Below are 21,369 nucleotides of genomic sequence, written 5' to 3' on the forward strand. Positions count from 1 at the left end.
CGGGGGCTCGCTCCGGCCGGTCAGGCCAGGTGGGTCCGGACCTCGGCGGCGGCGTCGTGACCGTACGCCTTGGTGAAGCGGTCCATGAACTGGGTCCGGCCCAGGGTGTACTCCTGGGTCCCCAGCGTCTCGATCACCAGGGTGGCGAGCATGCAGCCGACCTGGGCCGCGCGCTCCAGGCTGACCCCCCAGGAGAGGCCGGAGAGGAAGCCGGCGCGGAAGGCGTCGCCGACACCGGTCGGGTCGACCTTGGCGTCCTCCTCCGGGCAGCCGACGACGATGGACTCCTCGCCGACGCGGTCGATACGGACACCCTCCTTGCCGAGGGTGGTGACGCGGTGGCCGACCCTGGAGAGGATCTCGGCCTCGGTCCAGCCGGTCTTGGACTCGATGAGCCCCTTCTCGTACTCGTTGGAGAAGAGGTAGGTGGCGCCGTCGAGCAGGGTGCGGATCTCGTCGCCGTTCATGCGCGCGATCTGCTGGGAGAAGTCCGCGGCGAAGGGGATCGACCGGGTGCGGCACTCCTCGGTGTGGCGGAGCATCGCCTCGGGGTCGTCCGCGCCGATCAGCACCAGGTCCAGACCACCGACGCGGTCAGCGACCTTCTTCAGCTCGATCTGACGGGCCTCGCTCATCGCGCCCGTGTAGAAGGAGCCGATCTGGTTGTGGTCGGTGTCCGTCGTGCAGACGAACCGGGCCGTGTGCAGGACTTCGGAGATCCGGACCGAGTCGGTGTCGACGCCGTGGCGGTCGAGCCAGGCGCGGTACTCGTCGAAGTCCGAGCCGGCCGCACCGACCAGGATCGGGCGGATGCCCAACTGGCCCATGCCGAAGCAGATGTTCGGGCCGACACCGCCCCTGCGTACGTCGAGGGTGTCGACGAGGAAGGAGAGGGAGACCGTGTGCAGCTGCTCGGCGACCAACTGGTCGGCGAAGCGGCCGGGAAAGGTCATCAGATGGTCGGTGGCGATGGAGCCGGTGACTGCGATTCGCACGGCTGGAACGCTCCTGATGAGGACGACGGTTGACAGTTAACGCTACCGGTTCTGGGGCTTCTCCCGGGGCATCCCCGGGGAAAACCGCCGCTCAGGGATGCTGATCCGTGAACCACGCAATAATAGGGCTTTCTCCGCGAGGCGGACTCCGCGCCGCCGGGAACCGGGTGCCCCTCCGTTCCGTCCCAGGGACGTCATGGGACAGCACACGGTCGAAGGAGCGAATCGATGACCAGCACGAACGGGCCCCAGGAGCGGTCGTCGCGGCGGCGTTTCCCGCTCGCCGCCCTGACGGTGGCGGCGGCGGTACTGATCGCCGGAGGCAGTGGCGCCTATGTCGCCACGAGCGCCGCCGGTGGCAGCGGCGGCGGTACGGACAGCAGGAGCGGCGGCGGCACACCGGGGGGCGACGGCGCTCCGCCCCCGCTCTCCCTCGACGGCCCGGCGGGCGCGTCGGCCCCCGCGCCGCCGCAGGGCATCGCGCCCGGTGAGCCGGATCCGCACGGGGTGACGTACCTGTCCAGGAGCGAGCTGCCCGACGGCCCCGGCTCGGCGCGTGTCTACCGTACGAACGGGCAGGTCGCGGCGGCCGAGGTGACGCGGCTGGCTCGCGCGCTCGGGGTGCCGGGCACCCCGCGCGTGGACGGGACGGCCTGGAAGATCGGTCCTGACAAGGACGGCTCGGGACCACAGCTGCGGGTCGAGCGGCAGGCACCGGGCACCTGGACGTTCGCCCGTTTCGGCACGTCCCGGGGTGGTGACGACTGCGGGAAGGGCAAGGGCTGTCCCGCCGGGGGCGGGGCCGGGGGTTCCGCTCCCGGCGGTGAGGGTGCGGCCGTGAGCGAGGCGGTGGCGAAGAAGGCGGCCGGGCCCGTCCTGACGGCGGTGGGCCAGGGCGACGCGGATCTCGACGCCCGTCAGCTGATGGGCGCGATCCGGGTGGTGAACGCGGATCCGGTGGTCGGCGGGCTGCCCACGTACGGCTGGTCGACCGGGATCCAGGTCGGCGCCGACGGTCAGGTGCTCGGAGGCAGCGGGCAGGTGAAGGCGCCCGAGCGGGGGCAGGTCTATCCGGTGATCAGCGCGGACGAAGCGCTGAAGGAGCTGAACAGGTCGGCCGAACCTCCCGCCGGTCCGGTCGGCGGCTGCGCGACGGCGGTGCCGCTGGACGGGTCGAACGCGGCGACCGGCACGGGCGCCGCGAAGCCCGCCGCGAAGCCCACCGCACCGTGCGGGGCGGAGAGCCACGCCATCCGGCGGCCGGTGGAGATCGACAGGGCGGTCTTCGGGCTCGCGCTGCGCTCCGTGGACGGGCGGGGGGCGCTCGTCCCCTCCTGGCTGTTCGAGGTGGAGCCGGGCGGCGACGCCCTGCCGTACACGGTCACCCAGCCCGCGGTGGCGCCGGAGTTCCTGACGCGGCCCGCACCTCCGCACAAGGAGTCACCGGGCACCGCGTCCGGGCGTCGGATCGCGTCGTACAGCACGGCGGGGCGGACGCTGACCCTGCGCTTCATGGCCGGGGTGTGCGGGGAGTACACGGCGCGGGCCGACGAGAGCGGTACGGCGGTGAAGGTGACGGTCACCGAACCGGCGCCCGAACCGGGCAAGGTGTGTGTGGCCATGGCCAAGGAGCGGTCCGCGACGGTGACACTGGACCGGCCGCTGGACGGCCGGCGCGTGGTGGACGGGATGACGGGCGATCCGGTGCCGGCGAGCTGACCCCGCCGGGCAGCGGTCCGGAGCACGCGGAAGGCGGCGGTCCCGAGGGGACCGCCGCCTTCCGTGCGTGCGTGCCGGACGTCGCCGTCCGGGCCGGGCCCGACCGACAGTGGCCGGCGGCTCCAGCTCCGTCGCGGCTGAGGGACCGGCCGAGGTCCTGGCCGGCCGAGGTCCTAGCTGAAGGAGTCGCCGCAGGCGCAGGAGCCCGAGGCGTTCGGGTTGTCGATCGTGAAGCCCTGCTTCTCGATCGTGTCGACGAAGTCGATGGAGGCGCCGCCGAGGTACGGAGCGCTCATCCGGTCGGTGACGACCTTGACGCCGCCGAAGTCCTTGACGACATCGCCGTCGAGCGAACGCTCGTCGAAGAACAGCTGGTAACGCAGGCCGGAGCAGCCACCGGGCTGAACGGCGACGCGCAGCGCGAGGTCGTCCCGGCCTTCCTGGTCCAGCAGCGCCTTGACCTTGCCCGCGGCGTTGTCGGACAGGAGGATGCCGTCGCTCACTTTGGTGGTCTCGTCCGATACGGACATCTGCTTCTCTCCCGGGGTTGTACGGACTGCTTGCCGACAGTGCAACCGGCGTGGGCCGCGATTCATTCCGGCCCTGGTGCTTGCCTTCCTCTTCATGCTCGCACACCAGGTCGTGGGAGGGCAGTGGGCGGCGGCCCGGGAATGCGTCACATCGACGCTATCGCCATCGTCAACGTGACGCGAGCGGGTTATGATAGATAGCGTCAAACAGACGAAAAGGCTTTCCGCAGAAAGAAAGGGTGCGTGACGTGACCACGGCCCAACCCCTTCAGGACCTCGGCGTGCAGCCGACGCCCCTTGCCCTGCTGCTCCTCGGCCGCGAGGCCGACCCGCGAAGCGAACGCGGCGTGGACTGCCGCGGCGACCTGCCCTCCCCGTCCGACCCGGACCTGGTGGAGCGCGCCCGCGCGGCGAAGGAGAAGCTCGGGGACAAGGTCTTCATCCTCGGCCACCACTATCAGCGCGACGAGGTCATCCAATTCGCGGATGTCACCGGGGACTCCTTCAAGCTGGCCCGGGACGCGGCGGCACGGCCCGAGGCGGAGTACATCGTCTTCTGCGGCGTGCACTTCATGGCCGAGTCCGCGGACATCCTGACCGGCGACGACCAGAAAGTCGTGCTGCCCGACCTGGCGGCGGGCTGCTCCATGGCCGACATGGCCACGGCCGAGCAGGTCGCGGAGTGCTGGGACGTCCTGACCGAGGCGGGCGTGGCCGATCAGGTCGTGCCCGTCTCGTACATGAACTCCTCCGCCGACATCAAGGCCTTCACCGGCAAACACGGCGGCACGATCTGTACGTCCTCCAACGCCGAGCGGGCCCTGAACTGGGCCTTCGAGCAGGGCGAGAAGGTGCTCTTCCTCCCCGACCAGCACCTGGGGCGCAACACCGCCGTGCGGGATCTGGGGATGTCGCTGGAGGACTGTGTCCTCTACAACCCGCACAAGCCGAACGGCGGCCTCACGGCGCAGGAGCTGCGGGACGCCAAGATGATCCTGTGGCGCGGCCACTGCTCGGTGCACGGCCGCTTCTCGCTGGACTCGGTCCAGGAGGTACGGGAGCGGATCCCGGGCGTGAACGTCCTGGTGCACCCCGAGTGCAAGCACGAGGTCGTGGCGGCGGCGGACTACGTCGGCTCGACGGAGTACATCATCAAGGCGCTGGAGGAGGCCCCGGCCGGCTCCAAGTGGGCCATCGGTACGGAGCTGAACCTGGTCCAGCGACTGGCGAATCGTTTCGCCGCCGAGGACAAGGAGATCGTCTTCCTCGACAGGACGGTCTGCTTCTGCTCCACCATGAACCGGATCGACCTGCCGCACCTGGTCTGGACGCTGGAGTCGCTGGCCGAGGGCAACGAGGTCAACCGCATCCAGGTCGACAAGGAGACGGCGGACTTCTCCCGGCTCGCCCTGGAGCGCATGCTGGCCCTGCCGTAACGGGAACCACGTAGCGCGAACCGCGTAGCGCGCGTAGCACGAACCGCTTAGCGCGCCCGGCATGTCATCGCCCGTCAGGGGGCGCCCCGCCTCATCGCGGGGCGCCCCCTGACGTATGACGGCGGCGCGGTGGACGGAACCACATCGGCCCCGTCCGCTCCCCCGGTGCGGGGAGCGGACGGGGCCGACGGTCGCGTCAGGCGGGCCTGACGGGACGGGTCACTCAGGCGTTGGCCGGCTCCGGGTCGTGGTCGGAGTCCTTCACCAGCGCGGCGGACCCGGGCGGCGTGCCGCCCGACTTCAGCGCCCTCTTCTTCGCGCGGCGCTCCTTGCCCAGCTCCACCATCGCGTACAGCGTCGGCACCAGCAGCAGTGTCAGCACGGTGGAGGTCAGCAGGCCACCGATCACCACGACCGCCAGCGGCTGGGCGATGAAGCCGCCCTCGCCGGTCACGCCCAGCGCCATCGGGATGAGCGCGAAGATCGTCGCGAGTGCTGTCATCAGGATCGGGCGGAGCCGGTGACGGCCACCCTCGATGACCGCCTCGACGACGCCCAGGCCCCGCGACCGGTACTGGTTGATCAGGTCGATCAGCACGATCGCGTTGGTGACCACGATGCCGATGAGCATCAGCATGCCGATCATCGCCGGGACGCCCATCGGGGTGCCGGTCAGGAGCAGCAGGCCGATCGCGCCGGTCGCCGCGAACGGCACGGAGACCAGCAGGATCAGCGGCTGGATCAGCGAGCGGAAGGTGCCGACCAGCAGCATGAAGACGATGGCGATGGCCGCGAGCATGGCCAGGCCGAGCTTCATGAACGCGTCGTCCTGGTCCGAGGAGACACCGCCGATGGACGCGGTGGCGCCCTCCGGCAGATCCAGCGCCTTGATCTTGGAGCTGAGCGCGGCGCTGACCGCGCCGGTGTCGTCACCGGTCGGCCGGGCCGTCACGGTCGCGGCGCGGGCGCCGTCGATCCGGGTCATCGAGACCGGTCCGGGGACCAGCGCGACATCGGCGATCTGGCCGAGCTGGACCGGGCCCAGCGGGAGCGCCTTCAGTTCGGCGATCGTCGTGGCCGGCTTGGCGGAGGTGACGACGACATCGCGCTCGGTGTCGTCGATGATCACCTTGCCGGAGGTGGTGCCTCGTACGGCCTGGGCCACGGCCATGCCGAGCGTGGCGTTGTTGTACCCGGCGGCCGCCGCCTTGTCGTTGGCCCTGACCGAGATGCGCGGGACGCTGGTCGACAGGTCGCTGCGGACGTCCGTGACGTCGTCGAGCGTGGCGACGGCGTCCTGCACCTGATCGGCGGCCTTGCGGAGGGTGTCCGCGTCGGCCGCCTTGACGACGACGCTCAGGTCCTGGCTGCCGAAGCCGCCACCGGCGCCGACCGTGGTCCGGCCGATGCCGTCGAGCTTGGCCAGCTCCTTCTCGATCTTGTCCTGGGTGCTGGTGTACGCCGAGGCGTCCTTGAGGGTCACCTGGTACGACGCCTGGTTCGCGCCGCTGCCGCCGCCGAAGGCCGCCATGAAGCCGGACGAACCGACGGTGACCTGGTAGTCCTTCACCTCGTCGAGGCCGGCGAGCACCTTCTCGACCTTCCGCGCGGCCGCGTCGGCCGCCGTCAGGCTGGTGCCGGGGGCCAGCTCCTGCTTGAGGGAGATGGTCTCCTGCTCGCCCTGGTCGAAGAAGTTGGTCTTGAGGAGCCCGGCCATGCCGAACGTACCGAGCAGGACGACCACCGCGATGCCCACGCTGGTGAGCCGGCGCCGGGTGGCGAACCGCAGCACCGGTACGTACAGGCGCTGGAGCTTGCTCGCGGCCTCCTTCTCCTCGGCCTGGCGGCGGGCCTCCTCGGGCGAGATCCCGGCGACGCTCTTCGGCGGCCGCAGGAACCAGTACGAGAGGACCGGCACGATCGTCAGCGAGACGAGCAGCGAGCCGAGCAGGGCCGCCGTCACGGTCAGCGAGAACGAGCCGAACAGCTCGCCGACCATGCCGCCCACGAGACCGATCGGCAGGAACACCGCGACGGTGGTGAGGGTGGACGAGGTGACCGCGCCCGCGACTTCCTTGACCGCGGTGAGGATGGCGGCTTCGCGCTCCTCGCCGTAGCCGAGGTGCCGCTTGATGTTCTCCAGCACGACGATCGAGTCGTCGACGACCCGGCCGATCGCGATGGTCAGCGCGCCGAGGGTGAGCATGTTGAGGGAGAGGTCCCGCGTCCACAGCACGATCAGCGCCAGGAGGACGGAGAGCGGGATGGAGATCGCGGTGACCAGGGTGGAGCGGATCGAGGCCAGGAAGACCAGGATCACGATCACCGCGAAGACCAGGCCGAGCGCGCCCTCGGTGGTCAGGCCGGAGATCGACTTGGCGACGGCCGGACCCTGATCGCTCACGACGGTGAGGGTGGCGCCGGAGCCGAGGTCCTTGCGGAGACCGTCCAGCTTGTCCTGGACGGCGTCCGAGATGGCGACGGCGCTGCCGTCCTTGTCCATGGTGACCGAGACGGAGAGGCTGGGCTTGCCGTCCGTACGGGTCAGGGAGACCGCGGCGGCCGGCTGCTGCTCGACGGTGGCGATGTCACCGAGGCGTACCGGACCGGCGCCCTGGCCGGAGCCGCCACCGGGGCCGCCGGCCTGGGGAACGATCCGCAGGTCCTCGATCTGCTTCAGCGAGGTGAACCCGCCGCCGACCTGCACGGTGCGGCTCTTGCCGTCCTCGGAGAACGAACCGGCCGGGATCGTCGCGCCGCCGGCCTTCAGGGCTTCGGAGAGCGCCCCGGTGGTGAGGCCCGCCGCGGCGAGCTTCTTGGTGTCGGGGGTGACGTTGACCTGGAGGTCGCGCACACCGTCGACGGAGACCCGGCCGACGCCGTCGATGTCCGACAGGGCCGGGACGACCGTACGGTCCAGCTGATCCGCGAGCGCCTGCTGGTCCTTGTCGGAGGTGACGGCGAGGACGACGGTCGGAATGTCATCCGTGGAACCGGCGATGACCTGCGGGTCGACCCCGTCCGGCAGCTGGCTCCTGGCACGGTTCACGGCCTGCTGGATGTCGGCGACGAGTTGCTTGGTGCCCTCGTCCCCGAAGTCGAAGCTGGCCATGATCAGGGCGTTGCCCTCGCTGGCCGTGGAGGTGACACCGCTGATGCCGTCGACACTCTTGATCGAGGCTTCGAGCGGCTCGACGACCTGCTTCTCGACCACATCGGGGGAGGCGCCCTGGTAGGGGGCGAGCACCGAGACCATCGGCAGTTCGATGGTGGGCAGCAGCTGCTGCTTGAGCTGCGGTATCGCGATCGCTCCGAAGACGATCGCGATGATCGCTATCAGCCCTGTCAGGGCCCGTTGCGCGAGGCTGAATTTCGACAGCCAGGACATTGGGGTCTCTCTTCTGTGGTGTACGCGGCAGGTGGGCGCGGTGCCCCGGTACGCGGGCGGTACGCGGGCGGTCCGGTTGCGGGCGGTGCCGTGCGGGCGGTCCGGCCGCGGATGACACAGCGGCCCCTCTATACGATCCGCCCTGCGGAAGGTCCGATCCGTAGCCCCCAGGTCCAATTCCTCGGACCTCGCGTACCGCGCCTGGAGTACGCGGGAGGTGGGCGTCTACTCCACCCTTGGGCGCACCAGGCCGGATTCGTAGGCGATGACCACCAATTGAGCACGGTCCCGGGCACCGAGTTTGGCCATCGCGCGGTTGACATGGGTCTTGACGGTCAGCGGGCTGACCACCAGGCGCTCCGCGATCTCGTCGTTGGACTGACCGCCCGCGACCAGGACGAGGACCTCGCGCTCGCGCCCGGTGAGGGCCGCGAGGCGGGCGGCGTGCAGGGCCGGGTCAGGTCCTTCGGCGGCGCCGGCGCTCTGGGCGAGGAAGGTGGCGATGAGGCCCTTCGTCGCGGCGGGCGACAGCAGGGCGTCGCCGGCCGCGGCGATGCGGATGGCGGCCAGTAGTTCCTCCGGCTCCGCGCCCTTGCCGAGGAAGCCGGAGGCCCCGGCGCGCAGCGACTGCACGACGTACTCGTCGACCTCGAAGGTCGTCAGCATGACGACGTGCACCCCGGCCAGGTCCGGATCGGCGCTGATCGTGCGGGTCGCGGCGAGGCCGTCCGTGCCGGGCATCCGGATGTCCATCAGGACGACGTCGGGCCGTTCCGAGCGGGCGAGGGCGACGGCCTGCGCGCCGTCGGCGGCCTCGCCGACGACCTCCATGTCCGGCTCCGAGTCCACGAGCACGCGGAACGCGCTGCGCAGGAGGGTCTGGTCGTCGGCGAGCAGCACTCTGATCGTCACGCGTTCTCCGCCGTCCGCCCCGTAGGTGTCTTGACCGGCAGTATCGCCTGCGTGCGGAAACCACCGCCGAAGCGGGGTGCCGCGGTGAGGGTGCCGCCGAGCGCGGTGACGCGTTCGCGCATGCCGGGCAGGCCGTGGCCGCCACCGCTCGGGGGTTCGGCGTCGCCGTTGCCCTGGCCGTTGTCCAGGACGGTGATCTCGACGGTGGAGCCGACCCGTACGACGCTGACCTCGGCGACGGCTCCGGGGCCCGCGTGCTTGCGTACGTTGGTCAGCGCCTCCTGGACGATCCGGTACGCGGCGAGGTCGACGGCGGCGGGGAGGTCCGGTTCCTGGGCGGCGGCGAACGCGACGGGCAGGCCCGCGTTGCGGAAGGTGTCCAGCAGCGCGTCGAGGTACGCGAGGCCCGGGGCGGGTTCGGTGGGGGCAGCCGGGTCGCCGGACTGGCGCAGCAGGCCGACGGTGGCGCGGAGTTCGTTGAGCGCGGAGCGGCTGGCTTCCCGTACGTGGGCGAGGGCTTCCTTGGCCTGGTCGGGGCGCTTGTCCATGACATGCGAGGCGACGCCGGCCTGCACGTTGACCAGCGCGATGTGGTGGGCGACGACGTCGTGCAGATCGCGGGCGATGCGCAGCCGCTCCTCGGCGACGCGGCGGCGGGCCTCCTCCTCGCGGGTGCGTTCGGCGCGTTCGGCGCGTTCGCGTATGGCGTCGATGAAGGCGCGCCGGCTGCGTACGGCGTCGCCGGCCGCGCTCGCCATGCCGGTCCAGGCGAAGATCGCCAGATTCTCCTGGGCGTACCAGGGCCCGGAGCTGAAGATCATCGCGACGGCGGTGAGCACGGTCATGGTGGCGAGGCCGACGCGCCAGGTGGTGGGGCGGTCGGTGCGGGCGGCGACGCTGTAGAGCGCGATGACCACGCAGAGGATCACGGGGGCGGGCGGGCGGCTGGTGATCAGCTCGACGACGGTGACGGCGACGGCGCACAGGAGCACGGGCCGGGGGCCCCGGCGGCGCAGGACGAGTGAGGCGGCCCCTAGCACCATGAGCAGGACGCTGAGGGCGCTGGGGGTGCGGGTCCCGAAGTGCGGGCCGCCGCCGGGCCCGACGGGACCGCCGTGCGGATCGGCGAACGATCCGATGATCATGCAGCCGAGGACGATGGCGGCGAGGGACGCGTCGGGTGCGACCGGATGCGCGCGCGCCCAGCCCCGGGCACGGCCGAACGCGGTTCCGATGGAGGTCACATCGAGCAACGGTACGGCCTGCCGGCGCCGGCCCGGCCGGCGCGGGGGCTCCGGGTGGTACGCCCGGGTGGTCCGCCCGCCCGGTGACGCGCGATGCCCCGCACCTCGTGGTGCGGGGCATCGCCCACGGCTGGAGTACGACCGGCGGGCCGGTGCCGTCAGGCCGTCAGGCCGTCAGGCCGTCAGGATCAGACCGACGGAATCAGACCCTCGTTGTTCAGGAGTTCCCTGACCTCTTCCAGGGTCGCCCCCGGGGCGGGCAGGATCAGCTCGGACGGCTCCAGGGAGTCATCCGGCAACGGCTCGCCGAGCTCGCGGACCTTGGCGAGGAGGGCGTGGAAAGTCCGGCGGAAGCCGTCCCCGTCACCGTTCCTGACCTCGGCCAGCAGCTCGTCGTCGAGCTGGTTGAGTTCGGTGAAGTGGCTGTCCGCCAGCTTCACCTGACCCTCACCCATGATCCGTACGATCATGACGCGCCCCTACTGCTTGTCGTATTTATGCAGGTTCGGCTGGGCGTCCTGCTGCTCGCCCGTGCCGCCTTCGATCGCCTGCTGCTGCGTCGACCCGCCGGCGAGCTCCGCCTTCATGCGCTGGAGCTCCAGCTCGACATCCGTACCGCCGGAGATCCGGTCCAGCTCGGCGGCGATGTCGTCCTTCGCCATCCCGGACTGGTCGTCCAGGGCGCCGGAGGCGAGCAGCTCGTCGATCGCGCCGGCCCTCGCCTGGAGCTGCGCGGTCTTGTCCTCGGCGCGCTGGATCGCCATGCCGACGTCGCCCATCTCCTCGGAGATGCCCGAGAAGGCCTCGCCGATCCGGGTCTGCGCCTGGGCGGCGGTGTAGGTGGCCTTGATGGTCTCCTTCTTCGTACGGAAGGCGTCCACCTTGGACTGAAGGCGCTGCGCGGCGAGCGTGAGCTTCTCCTCCTCGCCCTGCAGCGTCGTGTGCTGCGTCTCCAGGTCGGTGACCTGCTGCTGCAGCGCGGCGCGGCGGGACAGCGCCTCGCGCGCCAGGTCCTCCCGGCCGAGGGCCAGTGCCTTGCGGCCCTGCTCCTCCAGCTTGGTCGACTGCCCCTGGAGCTGGTTCAGCTGCAGCTCCAGGCGCTTGCGTGAGGTCGCGACGTCGGCGACGCCGCGACGCACCTTCTGGAGCAGTTCGAGCTGCTTCTGGTACGAGTAATCAAGGGTCTCGCGCGGATCCTCGGCCCGGTCAAGAGCCTTGTTCGCTTTCGCGCGGAAGATCATCCCCATACGCTTCATGACACCGCTCATGGGCTTCGCGCGCCCCCTTCTGACGGACTCCGGCTGCGGCACTCCAACAGAACCCACAGTACGGGCCCTGCCTCTATTACCGCACTGTTCGAGCGCGGATGCGCTCATCCCCAAGGACGACTGCTCGCGACCGGCACTCCGGCGCAAGGAGTAGATGACCATGATGAGCATGTGGACGGCCATCAGGGGAGAGCGGGGACAAACTTTCCGGCAAAGCCCCCTTCGTCCCCCATAAGGACGCGGGCTGTTGCGGGATCGTTCCCCGTGGGGGTGGGGCCCAACCACGACACCCCGTACCCTTGGGCTTTGTGTTCCGAAGCCGTTCGAATGAAGAGCAGGCCCCCGCCACTCAGGTGACGGAGGACTCCTCCACGCAGACCAGACACCCGCAGGCCCCGAAGGGCCGCCCGACCCCCAAGCGCAGCGAGGCGCAGACGCAGCGGCGTCGCGCCTCGACGACGCCGACTGACCGCAAGTCGGCCATGAAGCGCCAGCGCGAGGTGCGCCGCGCGGACCTCGCGAAGCAGCGCGAGGCGCTGGCGAGCGGCGACGAGCGCTACCTGCCGGTCCGCGACAAGGGCCCGGTGCGTCGTTTCGTCCGCGACTACGTGGACTCCCGCTTCCACATCGCCGAGTACTTCCTGCCGTTCGCGGTGGTGATCCTGCTCCTGAGGCTGGTCAGGGTCGGTTCGATCCAGAACATCGCGCTCCTGATCTGGGTCGGCCTCATGGTCCTGATCGTGCTCGACTCGGTCGTTCTCTGGATCCGGCTGCGCAAGGAGCTGGCCGCGCGCTTCCCGGACACCCCCAAGCGCGGCGCCGTGCCCTACGGCCTGATGCGTACCCTCCAGATCCGCCGCCTGCGCCTGCCCAAGCCGCAGGTCAAGCGCGGAGAGCGGCCCTGAGCGGACTGCGTGGCACCGTCCGGCGTGAGCTGGTCGCGCGCCAGCTAGACGAGCAGATAACGGCACGGTTCCCGGTCGGGCAGCGGCTGCGTGTGCTGGACGTGGGGATGGGGCGGGACGCCCAGTACCTGCGGCTGGCGCGGGCCGGGCACACGGTGACCGGCCTGGAGTCCGACGCGGCGACGCTGTCCGCCGTCCGCGAGGTGCTGGACGGCGAACCGGCCGGTATACGGGAGCGCGTCCGGCTGGTCGAGGGCGACGGTCCGGAGACCGGCGCGCACTTCCTGCCGGGCAGTTTCGACGTGGTCCTCTGCCACGGCGTTCTGATGCACGTGCCCGAGCCGGACGCGATGCTCGCGGGCCTCGCCAGGATGCTGGCGCCGGGCGGCCTGCTGTCCCTGCTCGTACGGAACGCGGACACGCTGGCCCTGCGGCCGGGCCTGTCCGGGGACTGGGCGGGTGCGCTGGAGGCCTTCGAGACGGATACCTACACCAACCGGCTCGGCCTGCCGGTCCGCGCGGACCGGCTGGACGCACTCACCGCGACGCTGGCCGGCATCGCCGCGCCGCTGCACGCCTGGTACGGCGTCCGCGTCTTCACGGACGTGGCCGCGTCCGACGCGGAGCCACCGACCGGCGACGAGCTGGAGCGGCTGCTGGCGGCGGAGGACCGGGCGGGGCGCACCGATCCGTACCGATCGGTCGCGGCCCTGCTGCACCTGTGCGGCGTGCGCGGCTGAGAGCCTGAACGGGTGGCCTTCGGCCGCCTGTTCAGAGGCCACCCGACCGGCTCCGAGGTTCCGGGTGGACGGCCGGGCCGCGTGCCCGGCGGCCGGCGGCGGCGAACCGGCCGACCGTGAGGGTCCGGCCGACCGTGTCGCCCGGCAGGCGGCGGGACCGCGGCCGCCGCCCCCTGATCGGCGGCGCACCGCAGGCAGCCCACGGGGGGCAAAAGGGATACTCCGGACATGGATGCTTCCCTTCACCGCGTTCACCGCCGCGCGCGCCGACTTCTGCTGCCCGTGACCGCCGCCCTATGCGCGGTCGCCCTGGCCGGCGGCTGCTCCGGCTCCGGCGGGTCGCGATCCGGCCTGTCGACGCCTGCCGTGCCTGGCACGGCCGACCGGGCGGCCGAGGTGGCCGCCGTCGAGCGCGTGCAGAACGACCTGCAGACCGACTACGAGACCGTCATCAAGAACGTGCTGCCGTCGGTCGTGCAGGTCGACACCGGCGACAGCCTGGGGTCGGGCATCGTCTACGACAACCAGGGCCATATCGTCACCAACGCCCATGTGGTCGGCAAGCAGAAGACCTTCCGGGTCACGGTCGCCACCCGCGAGCAGCCGCTCAGCGCCAAGCTGGTCTCCAGCTTCCCGCAGCAGGATCTCGCCGTCATCAAGCTCGACAGTGTCCCGAAAGGGCTGAAGCCCGCCGTCTTCGGTGACACGTCGCAGGTCGCGGTCGGTCAGATCGTGCTGGCCATGGGCTCACCGCTGGGCCTGTCGAGCAGTGTCACCCAGGGCATCGTCTCGGCGGTCGGCCGGACCGTCACCGAGAGCGACTCGGGCGGCGGTACGGGCGCCACCATCGCCAACATGGTGCAGACCTCGGCGGCCATCAACCCGGGCAACAGCGGGGGCGCGCTGGTCAACCTGAACAGCGCGGTGATCGGCATCCCGACGCTGGCCGCGACCGACCAGCAGGAGGGCGGCGCCGCGCCCGGCATCGGCTTCGCGATCCCCGTGTCGATGGTGAAGAACGTCGCCGACCAGATCATCAAGAACGGCAAGGTCACCGACTCGGGCCGGGCGGCCCTCGGCATCACCGGCCGTACCGTCCTCGGCGGGGACCTCCAGCCGGCCGGCGTCGCGGTCGTCAAGGCCGTGAAGGGCGGCCCGGCGGCGGGCGCGGGGATCAGGACCGGGGACATCATCACCAAGGTCGGTGACACCGACGTCACCACGATCCAGACGCTGTCCGCGGAGCTGGCGTCGGACAAGCCGGGCCAGAAGGTCCGGGTGACCTACGTACGGGGCAGTGCGACGAAGACGGTGACGGTCAAGCTCGCCGAGATGTAGGGCGCCGGGGCGGTGCCCCGCCCGACACCGGGACCAACGACACCGGGACACAGGGACACAGGGACATGCGGACGACCGGCCGGACGACCGGCACGCGGGCGCCCCGGGCATGCGGGCGCCCGCGGACCCGGGGGTGCCGCGGGCGCCTTCGCGCTTCCGGTCCGTCCTGGCCGGCCCTGGTCAGGGCCGGAGGTCAGGGCCGGCCAGGACGGATGGTCAGGCCTGGTCGGCGTGCAGGCTCATCGGACCGTAGATCTTGGCACTGTCCTCGAACAGCGCCACCTGGTCCGCGCCCCCTTCCAGGAGCTCCTTCCACGCCTCACCGATCCATGACTCGGCGTCGCCCTGCGTGGTGAACTCCTCCGGCTCCACCGCCGGCGGGACTTCCGTTCCGTCGCTCTTCTCGAATCGCCACGTCCACGCCATGTGCGCCTCCCGGGTCCCGCCGAACTGCGTCAGTTTCCTGCCCGCAGCGTAGCCGGGCGCGCACCGTATGCGGTGACACGGGAGGATCATCTTCGTGGAACTGACTCTGCTCGGCACCGGAGCCCCCGCCGGGCTCCCCCGCCCCGACTGCCCCTGCGCCGCCTGCGCGACCGCCCGTGGTGAGCGGACCCGTGCCGCGACCGCCCTGCTCGCGGACGGTGTCCTGCTGCTCGATCTGACCCCCGGGGCGGCGCTCGCGGCGGCTCGCGCCGGGCACTCACTCGTGGGCGTACGGCAGGTCCTGCTCACCCATCCGCACGACGGGCCGGCGCTGGAGCTGCCCGCCGGGCTGCCCACGGCGGGCCGGGTGGCGGACGGGCGGGTGCTGACGCTGCTCAGCGGCCACCGGGTGCGGGCGGTGGCGATGGACTCGCCGGGCACGGGGTACGAGGTGACGGCCCCCGGCGGCGAGCGGCTGCTCTATCTGCCGCCGGGCGGTGCCCCCGCAGGGCTGCCCGACGGCAACGGCCGGGCGGCCCCCGCCCCGTACGACATGGTGGCGGCCGACGTCACGGGGCGGCCCGACGCGGTGGCGCGGCTGCGGGCGGCCGGGCTGATCGGGCCCGCGACCGATGTCGTCGCCGTGCATCTCGACCACGACGTGCCGCCCGGGGCCGAGCTGGACCGGCGGCTCGCGGCGGCGGGCGCGCGGGCCGTCCCGGACGGGACGACGCTGACGGTCGGCGCGTACCACCCCGTACCGCTGGTGCCACGGCGCACGCTGGTGACGGGCGGGGCGCGTTCGGGCAAGTCCTGGGAGGCCGAGCGGCGGCTGACCGCGTTCCCCGGGGTGCTGTACGTGGCGACGGGCGGCAGCCGTACCGGCGACCAGGAGTGGGACGCCCGGGTACGCGCGCACCGCGAGCGGCGGCCCGGCTCCTGGCGAACGGCCGAGACGTGCGATCTCGTACCGCTGCTCGCGGACGACGGGCCGCCGCTGCTGATCGACTGCCTGTCGCTGTGGCTGACGGACGCCATGGACCGGGTGAACGCCTGGGACGACGCGGCCTGGGCGGCGGGCGGCGAGAAGGCGCTGCGCGAGCGGACGGCGGAGCTGACGCTGGCCGTACGGGAGACCGGGCGCACGGTCGTCGCGGTGACGAACGATGTGGGCTCGGGCGTGGTCCCCGCGACGGTGTCCGGCCGCCGCTTCCGCGACGAGCTGGGCCGGCTGAACGCGTCCGTCGCCGCCGAGTGCGAGCACGTCCTGCTGGTCGTCGCGGGCCAGGCGCTGGCGCTGCGCGGCTGAGCCCCGGTCAGCGGGCCGGGCGGCGGGCCGGGCAGCGGCCGGTGCCGGGGGCACTGCCGGTACTGTTCGGCGAATGAGCGCGCTGAATCTCGATGACTTCTCCGACCTGATCGAGCGCCCCGACGGCGGTATGCGACGGGACGCCGAGGAACGCCGGGAGCGGCTGTCCGTGCCGCCCGGGGCTCTCGGGCGCCTCGACGAACTGGGCGAGTGGCTGGCCGCCGCACAGGGCTCCGTACCCGTCAAGGCCGTACGGCAGCCGCGCGTGGTGCTGTTCGCCGGGGATCACGGGGTGGCGGCTCTCGATGTGTCGGGCCGTCCCGCCGGCGGCGCGCACCAGCTGGTCCGCGCCGTGCTGGAGGGCACGAGCCCCGTCGCCGTACTGGCCCGGCTGGCCGGGGTGCCGGTACGGATCATCGACGCCGGGCTGGACTGCGACCCGGAGCTGCTGCCCGACGAGGTCGTACGCCACCGGGTGCGGCGCGGCAGCGGACGGATCGACATCGAGGACGCGCTGACGGTCGAGGAGGCCGAGCGGGCCGTACGGCTCGGCATGGCGATCGCCGACGAGGAGGCGGACTCCGGCACGGACCTGGTCGTCCTCGGAGACCTGAGCGTCGGCGGCACGACCGCCGCGTCGACCCTGATCGCCGCGCTGTGCGGCACGGACGCGTCGGTGGTCACCGGGCGGGGCGGGGCGGGGATCGACGATCTGGCGTGGATGCGCAAGTGCGCGGCCATCCGCGACGCGTTGCGCCGGGCGCGGCCCGTCCTCGGCGACCAGGTGGAGCTGCTGGCGGCGGTCGGCGGCGCGGATCTGGCCGCGATCACGGGTTTCCTGCTGCAGAGCGCGGTACGGCGGATGCCGGTGATCCTGGACGGTGTGGTCTCGTCGGCCTGTGCGCTGGTCGGCCAGCGTGCCGCGTTCCGGGCGCCGGACTGGTGGCTGGCGGGCCATGTGAGCGGCGAGCCCGCGCAGGCGAAGGCGCTGGACCGGATGGCGCTGCACGCGCTGCTGGACCACGGGGTGACGGTCGGGGAAGGCGCCGGGGCGCTGCTGGCGCTTCCGCTCGTCCGGGCCGCGGCCGCCCTCGCCGCGGAACTGCCCGAGCAGCCGGACGTGTTGCCGGACGTGTCGGAGCAGCCGGACGGGCCCGGGGAGCAGGACGTACCCGCGGAGCAGGAAGCGGTGGAACAGCCCGTCGTGGATCCGTCGGAGGACGACGGGGCGGGGACGCGGGACGCGGAGAGCAGCACGAACTGACGTCACCGGCGCGGGCCACCGGCCCGGTCGACGGTCCGGTCGACGGTCCGGTCGACGGTCCGGGCCCCCGGAAGCGACCGGCCGCGCGGGCCGGCGGTGTCAGCGCGGCAGCCGCCCCGGCCGCTCCGGTTCGTCGGGGGCTCCGCCGATCCAGTCCTGGACCCGGCGGCGCGGACCGGCCCAGCGGGCATCGCGGTGGTAGGCGCGCAGCGCGCCCTTCGCGCGCGCCTTGGGCCGCGCGCGGTAGAAGCGCCGGGCCCACGGGGAGCCCGGCCGGGCCAGCCGGAACGCGCCGATGAGCGCGACGAAGGGCACGAGCACGCCGACCAGTGCCATGCGCGGTTTGCCCTTGACGAGGGTGATGAGCACGAAGCCGAAGTTGACCACGAGCGTCACGATCGCCGTGCCGCGGCCCTGTTCCTGATCCGGGGTCAGGGAGTTGACGTCGAGCGGCGAGAAGCCGCTGAGCACCAGCAGGGCGAGGGCGGCGGCGAGGATCACGACCTCGACGCTCCGGCGGCCCTGCTCGGTCCAGTAGACGTCGTGGAGATGGACGATCAGCGCGAACTCGTCGAGCACCAGACCGGCGCCGAGACCGAAGACGACCGCGCAGACGGACGCGGCGATGCCGTGCGTACCGGTGCTGACCGCGCCGAAGCCGCCGACCACGGTCAGCACCACACCGGGCACGGCGTGGTGGATGTGCAGACCACCCGGCGAGACGTCCCGGAAGGGGCCCTTCCCGGCCCGGATGAGCCGGGTGACCGTACGGGTCAGCAGGAAGGTCAGCACGAAGGTGGCGAGCGCGAGCAAGGTGGGGAGCTTGCCCGGCTCGATGATGTTCCGCTGAAACCAGTGACCCATGCCACCTGCTTCCGAATGGTGAGGTATGCGCAATTTAGCGTCTTTGCCCGCCCGTTCGGGGCCGCTGCCCGGGCTACTCTTCGCGCGATGACCCCCATGGACGGCACCCCGGACGACATACCGGCGGACACGGAGACGGCCGGCACCGCACGCCCCGCGCACAGCACGCTCGCCGACGGCCTGCGTTTCGCCTTCGGCACCCTCACCGTGTTCCCGGTCCGGGTGGCCCGCTGGGACCGCGCGGCCGCCCGCGCCGGGATGCTGAGCGCGCCGGCCGCGGGCCTGGCCGTGGGCCTGTGCGCGGCGGCCGTCGGCGCCCTGCTGCTGTTCGCCGGGTCGGCGCCCCTGCTCGCCGCGGTGGCCACGGTCGCCGTACCGGCCGTCCTCACCCGTGGCCTGCACCTCGACGGTCTCGCCGACACGGCGGACGGTCTCGGCAGTGGCAGACCGGCCGAGGACGCGCTGCGGATCATGAAGCGGTCGGACATCGGCCCCTTCGGCGTGATCACGCTGCTGCTGGTGCTGCTGGCGCAGGTCGCGGCGGTCTGCGAGTTGTACGGCCAGGGCTGGGCGCGCGGCGCCGTGGCGGTGGTGGCCGCCGGGGTCACGGCCCGCCTCGCGCTGACCCTCGCCAGCCGCGCGGGCGTACCACCGGCCCGCCCCGAGGGGCTGGGAGCGGCGGTCGCGGGCACGGTGCCGGTGCGGGCCGCGGTCCTCGCGGCGCTGCTGGTCACCGCCGGCTGCGCGGCGGCGGGCGCGCTCTTCGGGCTCTCCGGGGCCGTGCGGCAGGCGGCGGCGGTGCTGGCCGGCCTGGCCGCCGCGCACGCTCTGCTGCACCATGGGGTACGACGCTTCGGCGGGGTCACCGGCGATGTCTTCGGAGCCCTCGCCGAGACGGCGGCGACCGCGTCGCTGGTCGTCATGACACTGGGCTGACGGCTCCGCCAACAAGGGCCAGGGCCAAGGAGATTCGCCTCCTTCACCTTTCGTGACGGGCCGGCGGGCAACCCGTCGCTCCCCCGGTGGGTCGAACCCGTGCCATCAGCGGCCGGGACCGGTGGGCGGCCGCCGCTGTGGGCGACGGCCATTACCGAGCGTAGGCTCTTTCCCGCCGCGGCTCGGGCCGGATGACGACGCGGCGGGCCCGGTCGGCCCACCCATCGACCCCCAAGAAACTCAACGGAAGCGAGATTTCACCACCGTGACTGCTCTCACTCTCAGCACTGCCGGCGCGGCGACGCTGCGCGCCGACGCGATCGTCGTCGGTGTCGCGAAGGGCTCCAGGGGCCCTGTTGTGGCGCCGGGCGCCGAGGCCGTGGACAAGGCGTTCGACGGAAAGCTCGCCGCCATCCTGGAGACCCTGGGCGCCTCCGGTGCCGAGGGCGAGGTGACCAAGCTGCCCGCGCCGTCCGGTCTGAAGACCCCGGTCGTCCTCGCGATCGGCCTCGGTGCGGTCCCGGCCAAGGACGAGGCGTACGACTCCGAGGCGCTGCGCCGTGCCGCCGGTACCGCCGCGCGCGCCCTGTCGGGCAGCAAGAAGGCCGCGTTCGCGCTGCCGATCGAGGCGGCCGAGGACGTCGAGGCGATCGCCGAGGGCGCTCTGCTCGGCGCGTACGCCTTCACCGCGTACCAGGGCGGCGAGAAGGCCGCGAAGAAGGGCGACAAGGGCCCGAAGCTGCCGCTCGCCGAGGTCGCCGTGCTCGGCGCCAAGGCGCGCGACAAGGCCCACAAGGCCGCGGCCGACCGCGCGATCGCGCTGACCGAAGAGGTCAACCGCGCCCGCGACCTGGTCAACACCCCGCCGAACGACCTCACCCCCGAGGCCTTCGCCGCCGTGGCCACCGCCGCCGGCAAGGAGCACGGCGTCAAGGTCCAGGTGCTCGACGAGAAGGCGCTCGCCAAGGGCGGCTTCGGCGGCATCCTCGGCGTGGGCCAGGGCTCGGCCAACCCGCCGCGCCTGGTGAAGCTCTCCTACACGCACCCCAAGGCGGAGAAGACCCTCGCCCTCGTCGGCAAGGGCATCACCTACGACTCGGGCGGCATCTCGCTGAAGCCGGCCGGTCACAACGAGACCATGAAGTGCGACATGGCGGGCGCCGCCTCGGTGTTCGCCGCGGTGATCTCGGCGGCCCGTCTCGGCCTGCGCGTCAACGTCACCGGCTGGCTCGCCCTGGCGGAGAACATGCCGTCCGGCTCCGCCACCCGCCCGGGTGACGTCCTGCGCATGTACAGCGGCAAGACCGTCGAGGTGCTCAACACCGACGCCGAGGGCCGGCTCGTCCTCGCGGACGCGCTGACCCGCGCTTCCGAGGAGAACCCGGACGCGATCGTCGACGTGGCGACCCTGACCGGTGCGATGGTCCTGGCGCTCGGCAACCGCACGTTCGGCATCATGGCGAACGACGACGCGTTCCGCACGGCCATCCACGGGATCGCCGAGGAGGTCGGTGAGGCGTCCTGGCCGATGCCGCTCCCCGCCGACCTGCGCAAGGGCATGGACTCCCCCACCGCCGACATGGCCAACATGGGTGAGCGGATGGGCGGCGGCCTGGTCGCCGGTCTCTTCCTGAAGGAGTTCGTCGGCGAGGGCATCACCTGGGCCCACCTCGACATCGCGGGCCCGGCCTTCCACGAGGGTGCGCCGTACGGCTACACCCCCAAGGGCGGCACCGGCTCCTCGATCCGCACCCTGCTGAAGCTGGCGGAGCGCACGGCCGACGGCGACCTCGGCTGACCCTGTCCGACAGGTCACGGCCACGGGCCGTCCCCGGGGCCGCGTGCCCCGGGGACGGCCCGTTCCCGGACATGGGTCCGGGCCGTCCCCGGGGCGGGAGCCCAGAATTTCGCCCTCAATGAAATGCGTACATTTGTATGCAGCGGTAGCCCTTTAGGGTTGGCCGTCGTACGTCTCACACCCCGGCCCCGCGTCCCGCTTCCCATCAACAAGTGCGAAGATGGGTTCTCGGCAGGACAGGGCCCCCACCACAGGGCCGACGAAACAGCGGCCGAACACCAGCCGCCGCCCGGTCAT

The 21,369-nt window shown here is 72.1% G+C and carries 18 protein-coding genes; 9 read left to right on the forward strand and 9 right to left on the reverse strand.

The genetic code is table 11. The features are described 5' to 3' along the window. Nucleotides 1–20: 20 nt before the first annotated feature. The gene (locus tag ACIBAE_RS09125; RefSeq protein WP_399283339.1) at nt 21–995 is read right to left on the reverse strand and encodes a carbohydrate kinase family protein; all 975 of its coding nucleotides are present in this window, start codon (nt 993–995) and stop codon (nt 21–23) included. Nucleotides 996–1,223: 228 nt separating this feature from the next. Here ACIBAE_RS09125 and ACIBAE_RS09130 point away from each other — a divergent pair, with 228 nt between their 5' ends. Next, nucleotides 1,224–2,714 carry a hypothetical protein gene (locus ACIBAE_RS09130; protein WP_399283341.1) on the forward strand — a complete coding sequence of 497 codons (1,491 nt, stop codon included), beginning with the start codon at nt 1,224–1,226 and terminating at the stop codon, nt 2,712–2,714. A gap of 173 nt (nt 2,715–2,887) precedes the next feature. Here the strand turns inward: ACIBAE_RS09130 and ACIBAE_RS09135 are convergent, their stop codons facing one another. Continuing rightward, complete coding sequence (locus ACIBAE_RS09135; RefSeq protein ID WP_399283342.1) at nt 2,888–3,244, reverse strand: HesB/IscA family protein; 357 nt, start codon at nt 3,242–3,244, stop codon at nt 2,888–2,890. A 239-nt stretch (nt 3,245–3,483) separates the two neighbouring features. On the opposite strand from ACIBAE_RS09135, the gene nadA reads away from it, so the two are divergent. After that, on the forward strand, nt 3,484–4,680 hold the full coding sequence (gene nadA / locus ACIBAE_RS09140; protein ID WP_399283344.1) for a quinolinate synthase NadA: 1,197 nt from the start codon (nt 3,484–3,486) through the stop codon (nt 4,678–4,680). Between the two features lie 223 nt (nt 4,681–4,903). On the opposite strand, the gene ACIBAE_RS09145 is transcribed toward nadA, so the two are convergent. The 5 genes from ACIBAE_RS09145 to ACIBAE_RS09165 all read right to left on the reverse strand — a co-directional run bounded on the left by ACIBAE_RS09145 (nt 4,904) and on the right by ACIBAE_RS09165 (nt 11,492). Continuing rightward, nucleotides 4,904–8,068: an efflux RND transporter permease subunit gene (locus ACIBAE_RS09145; protein ID WP_399283346.1), complete on the reverse strand. Its 3,165-nt coding sequence runs from the start codon at nt 8,066–8,068 to the stop codon at nt 4,904–4,906. 225 nt (nt 8,069–8,293) lie between these two features. Continuing rightward, entirely contained in the window at nt 8,294–8,980 is a 687-nt protein-coding gene (locus ACIBAE_RS09150) for a response regulator (protein WP_399283348.1), read from the reverse strand. Beyond that, a complete protein-coding gene (locus tag ACIBAE_RS09155) occupies nt 8,977–10,224 on the reverse strand; it encodes a sensor histidine kinase (RefSeq protein ID WP_399283350.1) in 1,248 nt (415 codons plus the stop codon). The genes ACIBAE_RS09150 and ACIBAE_RS09155 overlap by 4 nt, the downstream gene beginning before the upstream one ends. A gap of 188 nt (nt 10,225–10,412) precedes the next feature. Beyond that, nucleotides 10,413–10,694, reverse strand: coding sequence for a hypothetical protein (locus ACIBAE_RS09160; protein WP_399283352.1), 282 nt, complete (start codon nt 10,692–10,694; stop codon nt 10,413–10,415). Nucleotides 10,695–10,703: 9 nt separating this feature from the next. After that, nucleotides 10,704–11,492 carry a PspA/IM30 family protein gene (locus ACIBAE_RS09165; RefSeq protein WP_399283353.1) on the reverse strand — a complete coding sequence of 263 codons (789 nt, stop codon included), beginning with the start codon at nt 11,490–11,492 and terminating at the stop codon, nt 10,704–10,706. A 308-nt stretch (nt 11,493–11,800) separates the two neighbouring features. On the opposite strand from ACIBAE_RS09165, the gene ACIBAE_RS09170 reads away from it, so the two are divergent. The 3 genes from ACIBAE_RS09170 (at nt 11,801) to ACIBAE_RS09180 (ending at nt 14,475) form a co-directional block, all read left to right on the forward strand. Further along, nucleotides 11,801–12,397, forward strand: a complete 597-nt coding sequence (locus tag ACIBAE_RS09170; RefSeq protein WP_399283354.1) for a DUF3043 domain-containing protein — start codon at nt 11,801–11,803, stop codon at nt 12,395–12,397. After that, nucleotides 12,394–13,137 (forward strand): class I SAM-dependent methyltransferase, encoded by a 744-nt coding sequence (locus ACIBAE_RS09175; RefSeq protein WP_399283788.1) that lies wholly within the window; start codon nt 12,394–12,396, stop codon nt 13,135–13,137. The genes ACIBAE_RS09170 and ACIBAE_RS09175 overlap by 4 nt, the downstream gene beginning before the upstream one ends. Before the next feature lie 228 nt (nt 13,138–13,365). After that, complete coding sequence (locus ACIBAE_RS09180) at nt 13,366–14,475, forward strand: S1C family serine protease (protein WP_399283355.1); 1,110 nt, start codon at nt 13,366–13,368, stop codon at nt 14,473–14,475. A 216-nt stretch (nt 14,476–14,691) separates the two neighbouring features. Here the strand turns inward: ACIBAE_RS09180 and ACIBAE_RS09185 are convergent, their stop codons facing one another. Continuing rightward, nucleotides 14,692–14,901: a hypothetical protein gene (locus ACIBAE_RS09185; RefSeq protein ID WP_399283357.1), complete on the reverse strand. Its 210-nt coding sequence runs from the start codon at nt 14,899–14,901 to the stop codon at nt 14,692–14,694. Between the two features lie 94 nt (nt 14,902–14,995). Here ACIBAE_RS09185 and ACIBAE_RS09190 point away from each other — a divergent pair, with 94 nt between their 5' ends. Then, nucleotides 14,996–16,210 (forward strand): bifunctional adenosylcobinamide kinase/adenosylcobinamide-phosphate guanylyltransferase, encoded by a 1,215-nt coding sequence (locus tag ACIBAE_RS09190; protein WP_399283358.1) that lies wholly within the window; start codon nt 14,996–14,998, stop codon nt 16,208–16,210. Nucleotides 16,211–16,292: 82 nt separating this feature from the next. Beyond that, entirely contained in the window at nt 16,293–17,474 is a 1,182-nt protein-coding gene (gene cobT, locus ACIBAE_RS09195; RefSeq protein WP_399283789.1) for a nicotinate-nucleotide--dimethylbenzimidazole phosphoribosyltransferase, read from the forward strand. Nucleotides 17,475–17,573: 99 nt separating this feature from the next. Here cobT and ACIBAE_RS09200 read toward each other — a convergent pair whose 3' ends face one another. Then, nucleotides 17,574–18,338, reverse strand: coding sequence for a hypothetical protein (locus ACIBAE_RS09200; protein WP_399283361.1), 765 nt, complete (start codon nt 18,336–18,338; stop codon nt 17,574–17,576). 96 nt (nt 18,339–18,434) lie between these two features. Here ACIBAE_RS09200 and ACIBAE_RS09205 point away from each other — a divergent pair, with 96 nt between their 5' ends. Together ACIBAE_RS09205 and ACIBAE_RS09210 are read left to right on the forward strand one after the other, a co-directional pair. Then, the gene (locus tag ACIBAE_RS09205) at nt 18,435–19,274 is read left to right on the forward strand and encodes an adenosylcobinamide-GDP ribazoletransferase (RefSeq protein ID WP_399283790.1); all 840 of its coding nucleotides are present in this window, start codon (nt 18,435–18,437) and stop codon (nt 19,272–19,274) included. Nucleotides 19,275–19,539: 265 nt separating this feature from the next. Beyond that, on the forward strand, nt 19,540–21,072 hold the full coding sequence (locus ACIBAE_RS09210; RefSeq protein ID WP_399283363.1) for a leucyl aminopeptidase: 1,533 nt from the start codon (nt 19,540–19,542) through the stop codon (nt 21,070–21,072). Nucleotides 21,073–21,369: the final 297 nt, after the last annotated feature.

Source organism: Streptomyces sp. NPDC051569 (assembly GCF_044454085.1).
In the GTDB taxonomy this organism is placed as follows: domain Bacteria; phylum Actinomycetota; class Actinomycetes; order Streptomycetales; family Streptomycetaceae; genus Streptomyces.

Bases quoted from the DNA above. Each gene is read 5' to 3' on its own strand.
- ACIBAE_RS09185 (WP_399283357.1), bottom strand. From the start codon at position 14,901: ATGGCGTGGACGTGGCGATTCGAGAAGAGCGACGGAACGGAAGTCCCG.
- ACIBAE_RS09130 (WP_399283341.1), top strand. From the start codon at position 1,224: ATGACCAGCACGAACGGGCCCCAGGAGCGGTCGTCGCGGCGGCGTTTC.
- ACIBAE_RS09145 (WP_399283346.1), bottom strand. From the start codon at position 8,068: ATGTCCTGGCTGTCGAAATTCAGCCTCGCGCAACGGGCCCTGACAGGG.
- ACIBAE_RS09200 (WP_399283361.1), bottom strand. From the start codon at position 18,338: ATGGGTCACTGGTTTCAGCGGAACATCATCGAGCCGGGCAAGCTCCCC.
- ACIBAE_RS09205 (WP_399283790.1), top strand. From the start codon at position 18,435: ATGGACGGCACCCCGGACGACATACCGGCGGACACGGAGACGGCCGGC.
- ACIBAE_RS09135 (WP_399283342.1), bottom strand. From the start codon at position 3,244: ATGTCCGTATCGGACGAGACCACCAAAGTGAGCGACGGCATCCTCCTG.
- ACIBAE_RS09160 (WP_399283352.1), bottom strand. From the start codon at position 10,694: ATGATCGTACGGATCATGGGTGAGGGTCAGGTGAAGCTGGCGGACAGC.
- ACIBAE_RS09180 (WP_399283355.1), top strand. From the start codon at position 13,366: ATGGATGCTTCCCTTCACCGCGTTCACCGCCGCGCGCGCCGACTTCTG.
- ACIBAE_RS09165 (WP_399283353.1), bottom strand. From the start codon at position 11,492: ATGAGCGGTGTCATGAAGCGTATGGGGATGATCTTCCGCGCGAAAGCG.